General features: G+C 39.4%; 17 protein-coding genes. 15 read left to right on the forward strand and 2 right to left on the reverse strand.

The annotated features are described in order from the left end of the window. Positions 1–182 precede the first annotated feature (182 nt). Positions 183–587, forward strand: a complete 405-nt coding sequence (locus MK805_RS12895) for a hypothetical protein (protein WP_240876306.1) — start codon at positions 183–185, stop codon at positions 585–587. A gap of 77 nt (positions 588–664) precedes the next feature. Here MK805_RS12895 and MK805_RS12900 read toward each other — a convergent pair whose 3' ends face one another. Next, entirely contained in the window at positions 665–1,552 is an 888-nt protein-coding gene (locus MK805_RS12900; RefSeq protein ID WP_240876307.1) for an AraC family transcriptional regulator, read from the reverse strand. A gap of 157 nt (positions 1,553–1,709) precedes the next feature. Between MK805_RS12900 and pnuC the strand changes: the two genes are divergently transcribed. The 11 genes from pnuC to MK805_RS12950 all read left to right on the forward strand — a co-directional run bounded on the left by pnuC (position 1,710) and on the right by MK805_RS12950 (position 10,196). After that, complete coding sequence (pnuC, locus tag MK805_RS12905; protein ID WP_240876308.1) at positions 1,710–2,345, forward strand: nicotinamide riboside transporter PnuC; 636 nt, start codon at positions 1,710–1,712, stop codon at positions 2,343–2,345. Beyond that, positions 2,346–3,374 (forward strand): AAA family ATPase, encoded by a 1,029-nt coding sequence (locus tag MK805_RS12910; protein WP_240876309.1) that lies wholly within the window; start codon positions 2,346–2,348, stop codon positions 3,372–3,374. A gap of 315 nt (positions 3,375–3,689) precedes the next feature. Next, complete coding sequence (locus MK805_RS12915) at positions 3,690–4,469, forward strand: SDR family NAD(P)-dependent oxidoreductase (protein ID WP_240876310.1); 780 nt, start codon at positions 3,690–3,692, stop codon at positions 4,467–4,469. A 313-nt stretch (positions 4,470–4,782) separates the two neighbouring features. Further along, positions 4,783–4,956 carry a sigma factor G inhibitor Gin gene (locus tag MK805_RS18170; RefSeq protein WP_420833078.1) on the forward strand — a complete coding sequence of 58 codons (174 nt, stop codon included), beginning with the start codon at positions 4,783–4,785 and terminating at the stop codon, positions 4,954–4,956. 116 nt (positions 4,957–5,072) lie between these two features. Next, positions 5,073–6,494: an aminotransferase class I/II-fold pyridoxal phosphate-dependent enzyme gene (locus tag MK805_RS12920; RefSeq protein ID WP_240876311.1), complete on the forward strand. Its 1,422-nt coding sequence runs from the start codon at positions 5,073–5,075 to the stop codon at positions 6,492–6,494. Positions 6,495–6,512: 18 nt separating this feature from the next. Next, complete coding sequence (gene tmk, locus MK805_RS12925; RefSeq protein ID WP_240876312.1) at positions 6,513–7,133, forward strand: dTMP kinase; 621 nt, start codon at positions 6,513–6,515, stop codon at positions 7,131–7,133. A gap of 127 nt (positions 7,134–7,260) precedes the next feature. Then, positions 7,261–8,064: a PSP1 domain-containing protein gene (locus MK805_RS12930; RefSeq protein WP_240876313.1), complete on the forward strand. Its 804-nt coding sequence runs from the start codon at positions 7,261–7,263 to the stop codon at positions 8,062–8,064. Positions 8,065–8,147: 83 nt separating this feature from the next. Beyond that, a complete protein-coding gene (locus MK805_RS12935; protein ID WP_420833081.1) occupies positions 8,148–8,504 on the forward strand; it encodes an initiation-control protein YabA in 357 nt (118 codons plus the stop codon). A gap of 43 nt (positions 8,505–8,547) precedes the next feature. Beyond that, positions 8,548–8,808, forward strand: coding sequence for a GIY-YIG nuclease family protein (locus MK805_RS12940; RefSeq protein ID WP_240876315.1), 261 nt, complete (start codon positions 8,548–8,550; stop codon positions 8,806–8,808). Then, on the forward strand, positions 8,805–9,680 hold the full coding sequence (gene rsmI / locus MK805_RS12945; RefSeq protein ID WP_240876316.1) for a 16S rRNA (cytidine(1402)-2'-O)-methyltransferase: 876 nt from the start codon (positions 8,805–8,807) through the stop codon (positions 9,678–9,680). The genes MK805_RS12940 and rsmI overlap by 4 nt, the downstream gene beginning before the upstream one ends. Positions 9,681–9,782: 102 nt before the next feature. Continuing rightward, a complete protein-coding gene (locus tag MK805_RS12950; RefSeq protein ID WP_240876317.1) occupies positions 9,783–10,196 on the forward strand; it encodes a hypothetical protein in 414 nt (137 codons plus the stop codon). A 152-nt stretch (positions 10,197–10,348) separates the two neighbouring features. Here MK805_RS12950 and MK805_RS12955 read toward each other — a convergent pair whose 3' ends face one another. Then, on the reverse strand, positions 10,349–10,621 hold the full coding sequence (locus MK805_RS12955) for an AbrB/MazE/SpoVT family DNA-binding domain-containing protein (RefSeq protein ID WP_240876473.1): 273 nt from the start codon (positions 10,619–10,621) through the stop codon (positions 10,349–10,351). Between the two features lie 190 nt (positions 10,622–10,811). Here MK805_RS12955 and MK805_RS12960 point away from each other — a divergent pair, with 190 nt between their 5' ends. From MK805_RS12960 to MK805_RS12970, 3 genes are all read left to right on the forward strand, one after another. Continuing rightward, entirely contained in the window at positions 10,812–11,762 is a 951-nt protein-coding gene (locus MK805_RS12960; protein WP_240876318.1) for a DNA double-strand break repair nuclease NurA, read from the forward strand. Between the two features lie 14 nt (positions 11,763–11,776). After that, positions 11,777–13,615, forward strand: coding sequence for an ATP-binding protein (locus MK805_RS12965; RefSeq protein ID WP_240876319.1), 1,839 nt, complete (start codon positions 11,777–11,779; stop codon positions 13,613–13,615). A gap of 191 nt (positions 13,616–13,806) precedes the next feature. Further along, entirely contained in the window at positions 13,807–14,505 is a 699-nt protein-coding gene (locus tag MK805_RS12970) for a hypothetical protein (protein ID WP_240876320.1), read from the forward strand. Positions 14,506–14,803: the final 298 nt, after the last annotated feature.

Here is a 14,803-nt window from a genome sequence, read left to right on the forward strand (position 1 = left end):
ACAAGGTATCCCTACCGGAAGGTGGGGATGGATCACCTCCTTTCTATGGAGTACCTTTTGGTACAAATTCGGTTACCAAACAGCAGACGTGTTACTCACTCTTCGGTTTTCAGGGAATAATATTCAACCTCTTGTATAAAAGTACAAGGGGTTTTTTAATTTATTTTTTAGAAGGTGGAGCTATGTTGAATGGGATAAAATTACCAGAAGAGTATGAGTTGATATCTGTATTTTGTGCCTTGCCTACCTATGATTTTGATGATCCGAGTATTGATTCCTTTTACAAAGAAAATATTTATGAGTTTTGTACCCCATATGAAAAAGTGAAAATTTCTTTTTCACCTGTTGCAAATGATTTTTCGTTCTATACCTATGATCTTGAGACAGATGAAGTAATAATAAGTTTGCAATTACAGGATCGTGTTAAGTCTTTGCAAATCTTAAAAGATACAAAAGAACAGGCTATCATACAATTGGATTGTGGATATCCGCTCGAACATGAAAGAGAATATCAGGTTCATAAGATCGCAATATATATAAAACCAAGAGTAAAAATGAGACAAGTGTATTATATTTCCTATGTGTGAAAATGAGAATATATTGTGGGCGGTAGATCAACGATCACCGCCCAAAGGTTCTATTCTAATGAAAAGAGTGTATTTGCTTATTCCTTTACGCCTGTTTTTCTGACAGGAATCCAGATTTCACTGCGAAACGTTTTGGAAGAAAAATCTTTGCTCTCATTCCAGAGAATTTCTGGTCCATTTACGGCTTCATATTGGGTTGAGGGGAACCATTCCGAATAGATGCGTCCCCATACATTTTGCAATGTTTCAGGAAATGGACCAATTGATTCGAATACAGCCCATGTAGCAGTCGGCACTTCAAGCGCTACCCAATTTGGTGGACAGACATGATTGGTTGCTACTCCAATAAAGTGATCTAATTCCCCTTTTTCCTCCATTCTCCCCTCTGAAAAATTGATGGAAGCGCTGATGATTCCTTTTGGATCGATGTTAGATAGTTGCTTTAGTGCTTTTATATCCTTTTGGCTTAAACTAGCTGCCATAGAAGCGATTTCTGGGTTTATCCCTTGGAATACAATCGGTACTCTTTTTTTGATTCCTACAATACGAAAAGCTTCTTTTTCTACAATTTTATAATTCATCTCTACTCCCCCTCGGATTGTTAGTTGGAAGGTCATCCGTGGGTACGCTTTTACGTTTTTTTGTTTCATGCGTACTTCTGATGGAAGAATACCATGAAATTTTTGAAATGCCCGAGTAAACGCATCTGCTGACGAATAGCCATATTTCACGGCAATATCCAGTATTCTTTGGTTCTCCTCGATCATCAAATCAAATGCAGCAAGTGTAAGTCTTCTGTTGCGAATGTATTCGGATAGGGAAACCCCTGCTAAATGAGAAAACATCCGTCTAAAGTGATATTCAGAACATAAGCTCCGCTTAGCTACTTCTTGAAAATCGATCTCCCCTGTCAGATTTTGTTCGATATACTCGATAGCGTGGTTTAACGACTGTAGTACATTCATGGAATGACCCTCCTCATTTATAAGCCTAACAAATGTGATTTTCCCCCATCCGACAATTGGTGCACCAATTATGTATGTTCTTGTTCGGTGTTTTGTCATATATGGTAATCTATTTATTATAGAAATACATATTAGTCGGATTGGATGGGTTTTATTTATGAAAAAAAGCTTAGGTGAAGGCTTGATTTATGTATGTATGTTAGTTTGTGCGTACCTATCCGCTTCTTCATTAGAAATGGTTGCTACTTTAACTGGCTTGTTGTGTGTTTGGTTGACAACAAAAGAAAATATTTGGTGCTGGCCTATTGGACTTATTAATGTAGGTTGTTTTTTCTTTATGTTTTACGAGGCAAAACTGTATGCAGATATGACACTTCAAGTGGTCTTTTTTATCCTGAGCATCCAAGGTTGGATTGTTTGGCTGACGAAGAGACAAAGTGCGGATGTAAGGCCTACAAAAAAATTGACTGCTATGATGATGTTTGTACTATGTATTGTTCTTGTCGTAGTAACAATAGCATGGGGTTATGTACTAACTCATTATACCGATGCGTCCATCCCTTACTTAGATGCTTTTATAGCTACACTCAGCGTGATCGCTCAGTATTTGCTATCGAGCAAAATATTAGAGAATTGGCATGTTTGGATAGCAGTGGATGTTTTATCTGTAGGGATGTACCTATATAAAGGGCTGTATTCGGTTGCTTTTCTATACACGGTATTTTTAGTTATCGCCATATTAGGTTTGATATCATGGCGAAAAACATATTTATTGGCGAAAGGACATCATTAGGTGAAAAATACAGCAAGTAAGAAGGTCGGTCTTACTCTCGGTAAATTTGCTCCCCTTCATCTCGGACACCAATATATGATTCAAACTGCTGTTGAAGAGATGGATGAAGTGCTCGTAGTCATTTATGATAGTCCAGAAGTTACAGATATACCGTTATCTGTGCGTTCTAAGTGGATACGCACGATCTACCCCTCAGTTGAAGTGATAGAAGCATGGGATGGTCCATCAGATACAGGGGATACACCTGGAATCAAACAAAAACAAGAGACATACATCCTAGATTTACTACCGGGGCGAACCATTACCCATTTTTACTCAAGTGAGTTTTATGGCGATCACATGAGCAAAGCATTAGGTGCAGTAGACTGCCGTGTAGATGAGCAAAGGAGCAAGTACCCAATATCAGGTACAGAAGTACGAAAAAATCTTTATTTAAATCGCCATTACCTTCATCCGATTGTTTATGCAGATTGTATTACAAAAGTGGTGTTTCTTGGAGCGCCATCAACTGGGAAAACAACGATAACCGAGCAGTTAGCCAAAGTTTATGATACCGTTTGGATGCCAGAATACGGCAGAGAGTATTGGGAAAAGCATCAAATGAACAGACGGCTGTCCAAAGAACAATTGTTAGAATTAGCACTTGGGCATATCCAGCGTGAAGAGGAGAAAATCTTGGAGGCTAATCAATATTTATTTGTAGACACGAATGCGGTTACTACCTATCTGTTTTCACAAGATTATCATGGAGAGTCTCATCCGAGGTTAGTGGAATTGGCGGATCAAGCTAATAGAAGATATGACCTCGTTTTCCTTTGTGAAGATGATATACCATACGAGGATACGTGTGATCGCTCTGGGGCTGTACACCGTAGGATTTTCCAAAAGCAAATAAAAGCAGATTTGTTGGAGCGGAGAATACCGTTTATTTCATTGAGAGGATCATTAGATGAACGGATGGAGAAAGTGAAACAGGTGCTAGCAAGATACAGGAAATTTGTTAGCTTGGGAAAATTGCTATTCTCATGAAATTGGAATTTCCATTTAAATTAGGGTACGATGAAACGGTAAGAGCTGACTTTAAGGAGGAATCCATGGAGGAAGTCCTGAGGGTGATTTTGATCCAGTTGGTGGGTCTGCCCGGCTGCCAGTTATTCTCATTTTCAATTGGATAATTTACTGAGTTATACTGCAATATATCCGCTTTAAAATAATCCTCATTTTACCCCGCTGTTATTTTTGAAACTTCTTATAAACTATGCCACAATAAAAGCTAGTTGGCAGATGCCTAGGTTTTGAAATCGAACATAATGAATATATATAGTGTCTAAAGGATGGTTTTACATGAAAGAAACAGTACTTATCACAGGGGCTTCTAGTGGGATCGGCTGGGAGTTAGCTTTGTTGTTTGCAGAAGCGGATTACGATGTTCTTGCAGTTGCCAGAAATGAAATAAAATTAAAGGAACTACAGCACACTGTAAAAGAAAAGTATGGAACAGAATTGGATTATATCGCTAAAGATCTGGTTCAACTAGGTGCTGTTGATGAATTGATAAAAGAGTTAGATGCAAGAGCGCTCGAGGTTGATTACTTGGTAAATAACGCAGGATTTGGCCTGTATGGTGCCTTTGCAAAAACAGACGGTCAAGTGGAAATGGATATGATCACCTTAAATATATCTGTATTGACGGATTTAACGAAGCGACTTTTGCCTCGAATGATTGCTAATAAAAAGGGAGGAGTGCTAAATGTTGCTTCTACAGCATCTTTCCAACCTGGTCCTTTGATGGCTGTTTACTATGCGACAAAAGCTTATGTCCTCTCTTTTTCGGAAGCTATTGCAAATGAATTGATTGGGACAGGTGTAACCGTTACTGCTCTATGTCCTGGTCCTACTGCGACTGGTTTTGAAGAACGGGCAAATCTGAAAACATCCAAGCTTTTTCAAACAGGAGTAATGGATGTGAAAACTGTTGCCAAACAAGGATTTAAAGCTTTTTTGCAAGGGAGAGCAGTAGTCATTCCTGGATGGAAAAATCGCATCTTAGCTTTTTCGACACGCTTTGTACCAAGAAAGTTAGTGACAAAAATTGTCCGTAAACTGCAAGAAACACGAGGGTAACATTCGTTTTTAAAATCTGAGGTACTAAACTCTTTTTCGAAAGTGGACAACACAAAAAAAGCAGATACGAGCTAAAATGAGTACTGGAATAAAGTATGCAAATAAAAATGTTATTATAGTTTTTGATGCCATTTTTCTTTCCTCCTTACCTTTACTATTCCATTTTCATTGAAATAATATGTAAAAAACGAGTTCATCTGTTCTATTAGGAAGTTTTCATAAATAGAACTAAATGAAAACAACTTGTATTTTTAATCGGCAGATTGGGAATAATGAAAATAGAAGGAAAGTTGAATAAAGGTGGGCGATAAAGATGGAATCATGTAAAGAGCCCCAGACATGTATTGTCTGCGAAAAAGAACGTAGGGACGTTCTACTCATATTGGAGCAACCCATATGCACGATTTGTGAACAAGATATTGTGGGTGTCAAACCTACGGATCGAACTTATGATTTCTATATAGCCAGACTAAAAGAGATCTGGTAGGCTTGAAACAGGAACAATTTAGCGGCTCTGATGAAGAGTCGCTTCTTGCAGGTTTGGAATCATCTTTGTTTTTTTAACAAGAAATTAAGAGTAATTGCTAGAAGAAAGGGAGCAACATGTTTAATCACACTAGAGCCCCATTATGGGAAGCACTACTACATCACGCATCTATTTCACAAGCAAATTTTCATGTACCTGGACATAAGGCGGGGCAAGTATTTGATCAGGAGGGCTCTCTTCGTTTTTCTTCCCTTTTACCTATTGATCTAACGGAAGTCGGGGATCTAGATGATCTCCATGCACCCACTGGAGTTATTAGGGAAGCACAACAGTTAGCAGCAGATGCCTTTGGGGCTGATCAGACTCGTTTTTTGGTAGGCGGTACAACTGCTGGTATTCTTGCCACTATTCTTGCAATATGCAAACCAGAAGATAAAATATTGGTCGCACGTCATTGTCATCAATCTGTGTTTCATGGGGCTTTCTTGGCAGGTGCAACAGTTGTGCCGATTCCATATACAATTGATCCTGATTCGGGTCTAGAAATGCCTACCTCGCCTGATGCAGTCGAGCATTTACTAGAAATGCATCCAGATGCAAAAGCAGTAATTCTAACCAGTCCAACTTATTATGGCGTGGTACAACAAATCGAAAAGTTAGCTCGAATTGTGCATCAACGGTATATTCCTCTAATCGTAGATGAAGCCCATGGTGCTCATTTTGGATTCCATCCTGATTTACCAGATCGGGCTATTTCTCATGGGGCAGATATTAGCATACAATCTACTCATAAACTTCTGCCATCACTCACCATGTCTTCGATGCTTCATATCAAAAAAGGTTTGATAGATGCAGAATCAATTGATATGTATCTAAGCGTGGTTCAATCTAGCAGCCCTTCTTATCCATTGATGGCTTCACTTGATCTGGCAAGACGATATATGATGATGGAAGGTAAAGGTCGGCTTACTGAAGTGATACATCGGATCCAGTTTTTTCGTCGCAGAATTCGTGAGCTGCCTCAAATAAAAGAAAATACGATTTTGGGAATAATGGAGCCGATGAAACTTTCCCTGACTAGTACTTTCTTTTCTGGTTATGAATTTGCGGAGGCTTTGGAAGCAAAGAAGATATATGTGGAGTTAGCGGATGATCAAAAGGTGTTGATTGTTTTTTCCTTAGGAACAGAACAATCAGAACTTGATTACCTTTATCATTGTCTGGCTCAGTTGCATGAAGAAAATCAAGTGAATCGTCCACAGAAGAATGTGTCTATGCTCACTCCAAGAGAAGGAGAGATTCTTCCTTATGCCGAATGTAGAACAATGGAGCGCTGTTTCATTCCTGTATCACAGGCAATTGGGAAGAGAAGTGCTGTTCATTTGTTACCCTATCCTCCAGGAATTCCTCTTGTGCTTATGGGGGAAACCATCCATCAGGAAGAAATCGATCATTTATTAGGTTTAATCGCAAAAGGAAGAAATGTTCGAGGTTTAAAAAAGCGCAAAGATGAGTACTGGGTTCAAGTATACAACTAAGTTAAATGAGGTCGCATAATGAAAGGCATGTTTATCACATTTGAAGGAATTGAAGGAGTAGGGAAATCTACACAAATAGCAAAGTTATATGAGTATCTATCAGTTGATCATCCTGTCATCCAAGTTCGAGATCCTGGTGGAACGAAAATTGGGACGGAAATTCGTAAAGTTTTGCTGGATCCTTCTATAAAAGAACCTTTTTCCCGGTTTGCAGAGTTGTTTTTGTATGCTGCTTCCAGGGCGCAATTGATGGAGCAAGTAGTCATTCCTGCTTTAAAGGAAGGGAAAATCGTATTATGCGATCGGTTTATTGATTCTACGGTAGCTTATCAAGCTTATGGAGCTGGAATACCACTGGACGATGTCAGGCAAATAAATCGACTAGCTATCAGGGAGTATGTTCCCCATCGTACCTATTTGTTAGACCTTCCTCTTTCCGTATCTCAGAAAAGGATCGGGATGCGCAGTAGCGGGAAGGACAGAATGGAGCAAAAATCGTTAGCATTTCATGGACGTGTTCGAAATGGATATCTAGCAATAGCGGAAGAGAACAAAGAACGAATTATGCTGATTGATGCCACCAAAAGCAAAAAAACTATCTTTGAGGAAATAGTTCGAGATATACATTCGTACTTATAAATATAGTATTGGATTTCTTTTCATTTGCCGAAGCGAATCTACCGATGATAGAATAGATAAGTAGATAGTGTTTGTACATGAACAACGATGGGATATGGATATTCCAGAGTTGGAGGGTTGATCAGCAATGTTAAAAGTAATAGGTGTCCGCTTCAAAGAAGCGGGTAAGATATACTTCTTTAACCCTGATGATCTCAAGATGGAGCGAGATACAGCTGTTATTGTAGAGACAGTAAGAGGGATCGAATTTGGAAAAGTTGTTTGGGGAGTTCGTTTTGTAGAAGAAGATGAAGTAGTTCTTCCCTTAAAGCGTGTCCTTCGTCTTGCGACACCAGAGGATATTTTGAAGCAGAAATCCAATCAAACTGCAGCAGCACAAGCGCTGCAAATTTGTTCAGAAAAGGTAAAAGAACATCAGCTGGAGATGAAATTAGTTGATGCAGAATATACCTTTGATCGCAATAAATTGATATTTTATTTTACCGCAGATGGTCGTGTTGATTTTCGAGAGTTAGTTCGTGATTTGGCAGCAGTATTCCGAACACGAATAGAGCTTAGACAGATTGGAGTTCGAGATGAGGCAAAAATGTTAGGCGGGATTGGTCCGTGTGGTCGAGTCCTTTGTTGTTCTTCGTTCTTGGGAGATTTTGAGCCTGTTTCGATCAAAATGGCTAAAGATCAAAATCTTTCCCTCAATCCAACGAAAATTTCTGGATTATGTGGACGTTTAATGTGTTGCTTAAAATATGAAAATGACAACTACGAACAAACAAAGGAGACATTGCCAGATATTGGTGATGCTGTATTTACTCCAGAAGGCATCGGTCAAGTGATGCTGCTTGATTTGATCGAACGCAAAGTAAAAGTACAACTGGAGGGTACAGGTACGATGGTGGAACACTCGCTAGATGAAGTTACTGTTGAAGCGTGAAGCTTCTATTGCCCCCTACGAGCTAGCTTGTAAGAGAGAAGGGTATGAGTTTTTCATCCTTTGGAAGAAAGTGGGGTGGAGATTTGGACAAACAAGCTATATTTAAACGAGTTGCACAAGTAGAGGAGCAGATTGGTGAATTATACAAAGAGCTGGGCGGTTTGAAATCGGAAATTGTCCATCTCATGGAAGAAAACACTCGTCTCACCCTCGAAAATGATCAACTACGCAAATTACAACAAGAAGTTTCTGGGGAGAATGCTGCTGCTTTTTCAGACGAAGCGGGCCAAACAACTCTACACCAGAGTATCGGAAATCATCATTTGATGAATCTGTATGATGAAGGATTTCATATATGCAATGTACACTATGGTCGAATGCGTACAGACGGCAACTGTTTATTTTGTATTGCATTCCTCGATAAGACGAAAGAAGACTAAAAGCGCCGGTTGCCGGCGTCTTTTTTCATAGTAGGATGGTGTAATGTATACAGTTTACATTTTAGAATGTTGTGATGGAACTTATTATACAGGTATAACCAATAGATTGAGTTACCGATTGAAGCAGCATCAATTGGGTAAAGCTTCTAAATATACACGTGCACGTTTACCTGTGAAATTAGTCTATCAAGAAACTGCTTTAAATAAATCGCTTGCATTAAAGAGGGAATGGGAAGTCAAATCGTGGCCTAGGGAAAAAAAGCAACGACTAGTCCAAACTTATTTAGGAGAACGTTATGAATGAATAGACAAAAAAGTTTTGCAAATGATCAAGAAGGAATCGGCAAGCTGTATGTGGTTGGGACACCGATTGGTAATTTAAATGAAATGAGCCCCCGGGCAATCGATGTCTTAAAAACAGTTGATTTGATTGCAGCTGAAGATACAAGACATACCCGTAAACTTCTCTCCTATTTTGAATTTAGTACACCGCTTATTAGTTTGCATGAACATAATGAAGTCTCCAAAACAGAGGATATCGTACAGCAGTTACTAGCTGGGAAATCTGTTGCAGTAGTAAGTGATGCGGGTATGCCTGCCATATCTGATCCAGGTGAAGTATTGGTAGATGCAGCATTGAAGGCTGGAATCAGTGTGATTCCTGTTTCAGGACCAAATGCAGCCATAAATGCATTAGTAGCTTCTGGAATCGCTGCACAGCCATTTACTTTTATTGGCTTTTTACCGCGACAAAAGAAAGAACGACAGAAAGAGTTACAGCGGTGGTCCAAAATGCCGACTACACTCATCTTCTATGAAGCACCACACCGCGTAAAGCAGATGTTGCATGATTGTGCTGCTATTTTGGGAGATAGAAAGGCGGCAGTTGCCAGAGAACTGACCAAAAAGCATGAAGAGTGGCTGCGAGGTACGATAGCAGAGATTATTAATTATCTAGAAGGTGCAGAAATATTAGGAGAGTATTGTGTGGTAATAGAAGGATCAACAGATAATGAAGATGACACACATAATAACTGGTGGAATGATTTAGAAGTTGTCCAGCATGTGCAACATTACATAGAAGGAGGAATGGATAAAAAATCGGCGATTCGTCAAGTGGCAAATGATCGGGGAGTTCCAAAACGCGAGATATATCAGATTTATCATGAACATTAAGGGAAAATTGGGAAATTTACGGATTACAATTGATGAGGTTTTTGCTAGAATAGGAGGCAGAAACACAACCACCCCACGTCTGCAAAGACGCAGGAGCAAGCCATGAACCAGACAGAGCTCGGTTACTTCCAGACCTCTCAGGGTCTGCGAGAGAAGATCTACCTCGTGTTCGCCATGCTGATGCAGGCGAACTACATCACCAAGGGTGACGATGAGTACCAGGCATCGGTTGATCTCCTGTTCAACAGGATCATTCCCCTGAGCAAAGGCGTCTTCCTCTCCGCCGAGGAATGCCGAGTGCGGGAGGACTTTCTCTCGCGCATGATGGATGATTGCGAGAAGAGGTGGTCGGCTCAGTTCGGTTCGCTCAGCGAATCTGAGAAGAAGGTGTACGTCAAATACGGCAAGGAGCTGGAGAAAAAGAGGCTCGGCCGTCCGTACAGCAGTCTCCAGATCGTCGAGTTCTTCCAGAGGATTCAGAAGATCCAGAAGAAGGGCTTGACCCTGGCTGCCTGAACGTGGGTCCCTCGGATTAGGTGGAGAGTACTCTCCCCAATTCGAGGCCACGAACATATTTCTACTTTTAAATAGAACAAAAACCGAGCCAGACGAGCTCGGTTTTTTGTATGTGTTTCTGTGTTGCAATATGTTATGTTTGATAGGAGAAATTATTCAGCGGTAACTTTATTTCCATGGATGAGTTCGTACATTTCTTCGATACATTTGCGGCTTACTACTTTATTTTTATAACGAACCGTTTCATCCACTTCGCCAGTGAAGATACATGCTGGTTCGTATTTTTTCAATACAATACGCTCACCATCAACGTAAATCTCAAGAGCATCTTTTTCACCAATACCTAAAGTTCGACGCAATTCGATAGGAATCACCACTCGACCCAATTCGTCCACTTTACGTACAATACCAGTAGATTTCAACATACTTGATTCTCCTCTCAATTCTGATCTTTGGTGTTATTTTTTTCTCTTTATAATTGCCGTCAAATTTCGACATCATTTAATTCTTCCTCATCATACCAGCGATTCCCATACCAGTCAATATTACAATAGGGTAATTATAGAAAATTTCTTGAAGAATGTTGGAAACCTGTTAGGAAAAGGAGAGATTCCATTGATACCAGTATCTGTAGAGCTTAAAAATAAGTTAAAAGAAGTAAATGAATCATTAAGGAAACAGTTCCCAAGTCAGTATTATCAGCCTTCTGATATTCGACAAAAATTGCAGAAAGCAGGTAGATTTCATCGTTTTGACAAGTTTCAAAAAAATGAATTAGATAGATTGCTAGGTGACAAGAGTATTGTGGGTGTGGATGGTTCTGTAAATTCTACCAAAGGAACGGAAAAAAGAGTGTTATCTGTCTTCCAAGCTTTGGCAAAGGCGACAAGAGGCGGAGAAAAATGGGCCGCAGATGTATATACACCGTTATTAGAAGAAGAGATAGAAAAAGAACAAGAAGCGGCTTCCCATGCAAGAAAAAGAGGTGCACTCTTATCCAATTTGGAGATGGAAGTAGCTATTCAAGCGATGAGGGAGTGGCACCCAAAAGCGATGTTGATGGATGGTTCTCTTTTGCACTACCATATAGATGACATGGGGAAATGGGAAACAGTACAGCGAGTTGCCCTAGAAGAGAAAGTAAGCGTGATTGGGATTGCAGAAGAAATGGGGACAAGTACCCTAGTTCATGAACTTTTTCCCGAATACAAGGGTTGGACTGATCGTGATTTACTTTACGGCGTGCTTGAAGTAGGAGAAGCTTTTTTACTCGATGAACGCTATTTTGGAGGGAAAATGTGGAGGGCTGTTTTCCGTCCCTCTGACAGTCCAGTACCGATTGGATTGGATGGCATCATGGGACAGCTTGAGGAACAATTCAACTTGATACGATTAGTTTATACCTTAACTCCCCGCCAAGGAAGAGGTATTCCTTACTGGTTGGATATTGTAGATAATCAAGTTCGGGTGACCAATGCTCTTGTACAGACAATGGTAGAAGAATACATTGATGAAGATTTAAGAAGACGTCTCTTAGTGACCAAGCGGGATGAGAGAATTATTTAGTAAGGAGAGAGAAGATGCAAGTAGTTGGAGTTACAACACAACAAGAAGTATATATTGTTTCCAGAGAAAGAAAGTTTTGTATCAATGAGTTTTTAGTGATGGTGGATGATGTACTAGGAGATCCAATTGGAGAAGTAGTCGAAACATTATCCTATAACCGTTTGATCCCGATGGGATTGGACAAGTCTATTGTGGATGCTCAAGTATTACAGACGTTGCAGCAGATTGGCTATGATGTGGAATCTGAAGAAATTAATTTAGCTAAAGTTCGTTTATTAGAAGAAGCGATTCATCCTATAAGGACAGGATCAATGGTGAGATTACCTCATTTTGAAGAAGTACGTCATCTGCTGATCAAAACAACACCTGAAGACGGCATGGTACTGGGAGAGATTAGAGGTACGGATTCATTGATTTCATCCATGACGGATGATTTACATAATCAAGTAGTGATGATGGAACAAAACGAATTGCGTCCTCAGCATGGTGTTCCGTTTTTATTTGATATCCGTACGATGCAGCAGTATCCTCACATGGGGATTTTCGGAGGTTCTGGTTCGGGGAAATCTTTTGGTTTACGAGTGATGCTGGAGGAATTGATGAAGCTTTCGATTCCAACCCTTGTTTTTGATCCGCATTTTGAGATGGATTTTGCTGATTATCTTCCAGAGCTAGAGGAAAAAGCTGCTCCCTTGCAATCTAAATTTATTCGGTTGGCTGTAGGGAAGGAGATTGGTATTTCCTTTGAAGCGTTGACTATCAATGATCTCATCAACCTTTTGCGTACAGTTGGAGATCAGTTTTCGGAGGCAATGACGAATGTGGTGCAGATGTTGCATAAGCCAAAGGATTCATTTACTTCATTCAGCGATCGAATAGCTAATTTAGTAGAAGCATTAGAAGAGGGAAATGCGTTTGATCGTCAAGGAAAAAGGGACAGTATTTCTTATGCAGAGGGACAGCGGGCGATAGATTTGCAGGAGTTAAAACGAAAGTATGGAGATCTGCCACTGGCATCGATCAAAGGTGTTAGGTGGCGCTTGATGCGTTTGGAGAGAGCTGGTCTCTTTCATCAAGATATCCATTCTATTGAGCGCGGTCTTGAGCAAGGGAAACTGGTAGTTGTTCAAGGGCCATCATGGGTGCTGCAAGTATTTGCTAACTATGTGATAGGAAGCTTATACCGCAAACGCCGGGAATACAAAGATGCTCGGATGAATGGGGAAGAAGGACATTTCTTTCCGCCGTTTGTCATCGTGACAGATGAAGCACACAATTTTGCACCCAAAGCTATTGATTCACCTGCGAAAGCAATTATCAAAGAAATTGCCCAAGAAGGACGAAAGTATGGTGTTTTTTTAATACTTGCCACTCAAAGGCCGACTTTACTCGACGAAACGACTACTGCCCAGCTCAACACCAAATTTGTTTTTCGAACTGTCCGAGGAACAGATATTGCTACACTAAAAGAAGAAACCGATCTTACTCAAGAAGAAGGCAAACGGCTTCCATACCTTCGCTCAGGAGATACTTTTGTGTCATCAGCAGCATATGGAAGAACGTTATTTATACGTATTCGTGCGGCATACACGAGAAGCCCACATTTGCTCAATCCATTTGATGAACTTCGCCAGCTTCAATCGAGTAAAACAGAAGAATTAGTTGATTTACTAAAAGCAAAGATGCCATTTTTTGATACAGATCTGATGATGGTTTTAGCAGATGTCAATCGTGAATTGGGTAAAAGTTGGGATGTCGTTCGATTAAAAGAAGAATTAAACTCATTAGGAAGAAGCAATCAGATTAAAATCAAAGAAACACCCTTTGCTACTCAATATGAGAAAGTCAAGTAATGACTTGGCAGAGAAATAAGATGAAAAACCTATATTTCACAAAGCAAAACCTTTTATCCTTGTAATGTGAGGAATAAAGGGTTTTTATTTATTTAGAATAAAAAGGAAGTGAAACTATCGTGAATACTATGAATATAGTAAAATATTAACATGTATCATGAAGATAAATTCGCATATAAGGAATGAAGAAGATGATCAACAAGAATATTACAATAGCTGCAGTGGTTGTTGTTGTATTGACGATTGGTATTTCTATTGGCATAGGAATAAACCCTGACAATAATGCTGATAAGCAGAAGCCTAGTAAACAAGATGAAACACCTACTGTAGATACAAATACATATACCATGCAACGAGATTTATCCCAGTATGAAAAACATGCTATGGAATATTTGTTAGAAGCAACTTTTTCCACTGATGTGAATGTAAAAAAGTTAAATGAATTAGGTGGTTGTGAAGACGATAGATGCCAATTAGTAAATAATTTATATGATAATGGAAATATAACCGGGGAATTTCCATCGTTTATCTCCAAATCTGGTACATACTATGTTGGATCAGATATAGCAAATCAAGCCCCTGATGGTCAGGGACAAGTGCTAGTATATATTTTGGTTCCTCCAAAGAGTATGGAAAGCATGGAATCAAAAGAACCTTCGGGTGCATCTCTTCCGATCTATCCTAAATCGAATTTGGTTGTATTCAATTTGTCCAAAAACGATGATGGAAAAACGGAATTAGAATCGTATGATGCTTACAGTGCGGCGGATTATAAAAAGTACTACGAATACAATGATTTTATAAGCTCAGAGATAGGACAACTCATTACAAAAGAAGCCAACCTAGATTGGCGGCCGGTGAATGTACAGTCCAAAACAAAATTCCAGTAAGTATTTTCTCATAACGGTTCAAATCAATCCTCCTACTGTTTATAAGGTAGGAGCTTTATTTCGGTAACGATATCCAGTTGTTACCAAATAGAAAGTTTTCTATTTTATGTGGTAAGATAATTTCGCTTCCTTATACAAAAATAATTTCCATTGTTTATTATGTTAGTAGTAATTTTTAGACAAAATTTCTATTAATCAAATATACAGTAACTTAATACAAAAGCGTAATTAGGGATAAAAATATGTAGAAAGGACTGTCTAAAGGAGGATTTTTCTAACTAAAAGAGATGGAAGTTTC

The organism is Shimazuella soli (assembly GCF_022511585.1).
GTDB classification, from domain to species: Bacteria; Bacillota; Bacilli; order Thermoactinomycetales; family Thermoactinomycetaceae; genus Shimazuella; species Shimazuella soli.

What these genes read in the sequence shown, in the direction of transcription:
- MK805_RS12895 (WP_240876306.1), top strand. Translation starts at nt 183, where the DNA reads ATGTTGAATGGGATAAAATTACCAGAAGAGTATGAGTTGATATCTGTA.
- MK805_RS12900 (WP_240876307.1), bottom strand. Translation starts at nt 1,552, where the DNA reads ATGAATGTACTACAGTCGTTAAACCACGCTATCGAGTATATCGAACAA.
- pnuC (WP_240876308.1), top strand. Translation starts at nt 1,710, where the DNA reads ATGAAAAAAAGCTTAGGTGAAGGCTTGATTTATGTATGTATGTTAGTT.
- MK805_RS12915 (WP_240876310.1), top strand. Translation starts at nt 3,690, where the DNA reads ATGAAAGAAACAGTACTTATCACAGGGGCTTCTAGTGGGATCGGCTGG.
- MK805_RS18170 (WP_420833078.1), top strand. Translation starts at nt 4,783, where the DNA reads ATGGAATCATGTAAAGAGCCCCAGACATGTATTGTCTGCGAAAAAGAA.
- MK805_RS12920 (WP_240876311.1), top strand. Translation starts at nt 5,073, where the DNA reads ATGTTTAATCACACTAGAGCCCCATTATGGGAAGCACTACTACATCAC.
- tmk (WP_240876312.1), top strand. Translation starts at nt 6,513, where the DNA reads ATGAAAGGCATGTTTATCACATTTGAAGGAATTGAAGGAGTAGGGAAA.
- MK805_RS12930 (WP_240876313.1), top strand. Translation starts at nt 7,261, where the DNA reads ATGTTAAAAGTAATAGGTGTCCGCTTCAAAGAAGCGGGTAAGATATAC.
- MK805_RS12940 (WP_240876315.1), top strand. Translation starts at nt 8,548, where the DNA reads ATGTATACAGTTTACATTTTAGAATGTTGTGATGGAACTTATTATACA.
- rsmI (WP_240876316.1), top strand. Translation starts at nt 8,805, where the DNA reads ATGAATAGACAAAAAAGTTTTGCAAATGATCAAGAAGGAATCGGCAAG.
- MK805_RS12950 (WP_240876317.1), top strand. Translation starts at nt 9,783, where the DNA reads ATGAACCAGACAGAGCTCGGTTACTTCCAGACCTCTCAGGGTCTGCGA.
- MK805_RS12955 (WP_240876473.1), bottom strand. Translation starts at nt 10,621, where the DNA reads ATGTTGAAATCTACTGGTATTGTACGTAAAGTGGACGAATTGGGTCGA.
- MK805_RS12965 (WP_240876319.1), top strand. Translation starts at nt 11,777, where the DNA reads ATGCAAGTAGTTGGAGTTACAACACAACAAGAAGTATATATTGTTTCC.
- MK805_RS12970 (WP_240876320.1), top strand. Translation starts at nt 13,807, where the DNA reads ATGATCAACAAGAATATTACAATAGCTGCAGTGGTTGTTGTTGTATTG.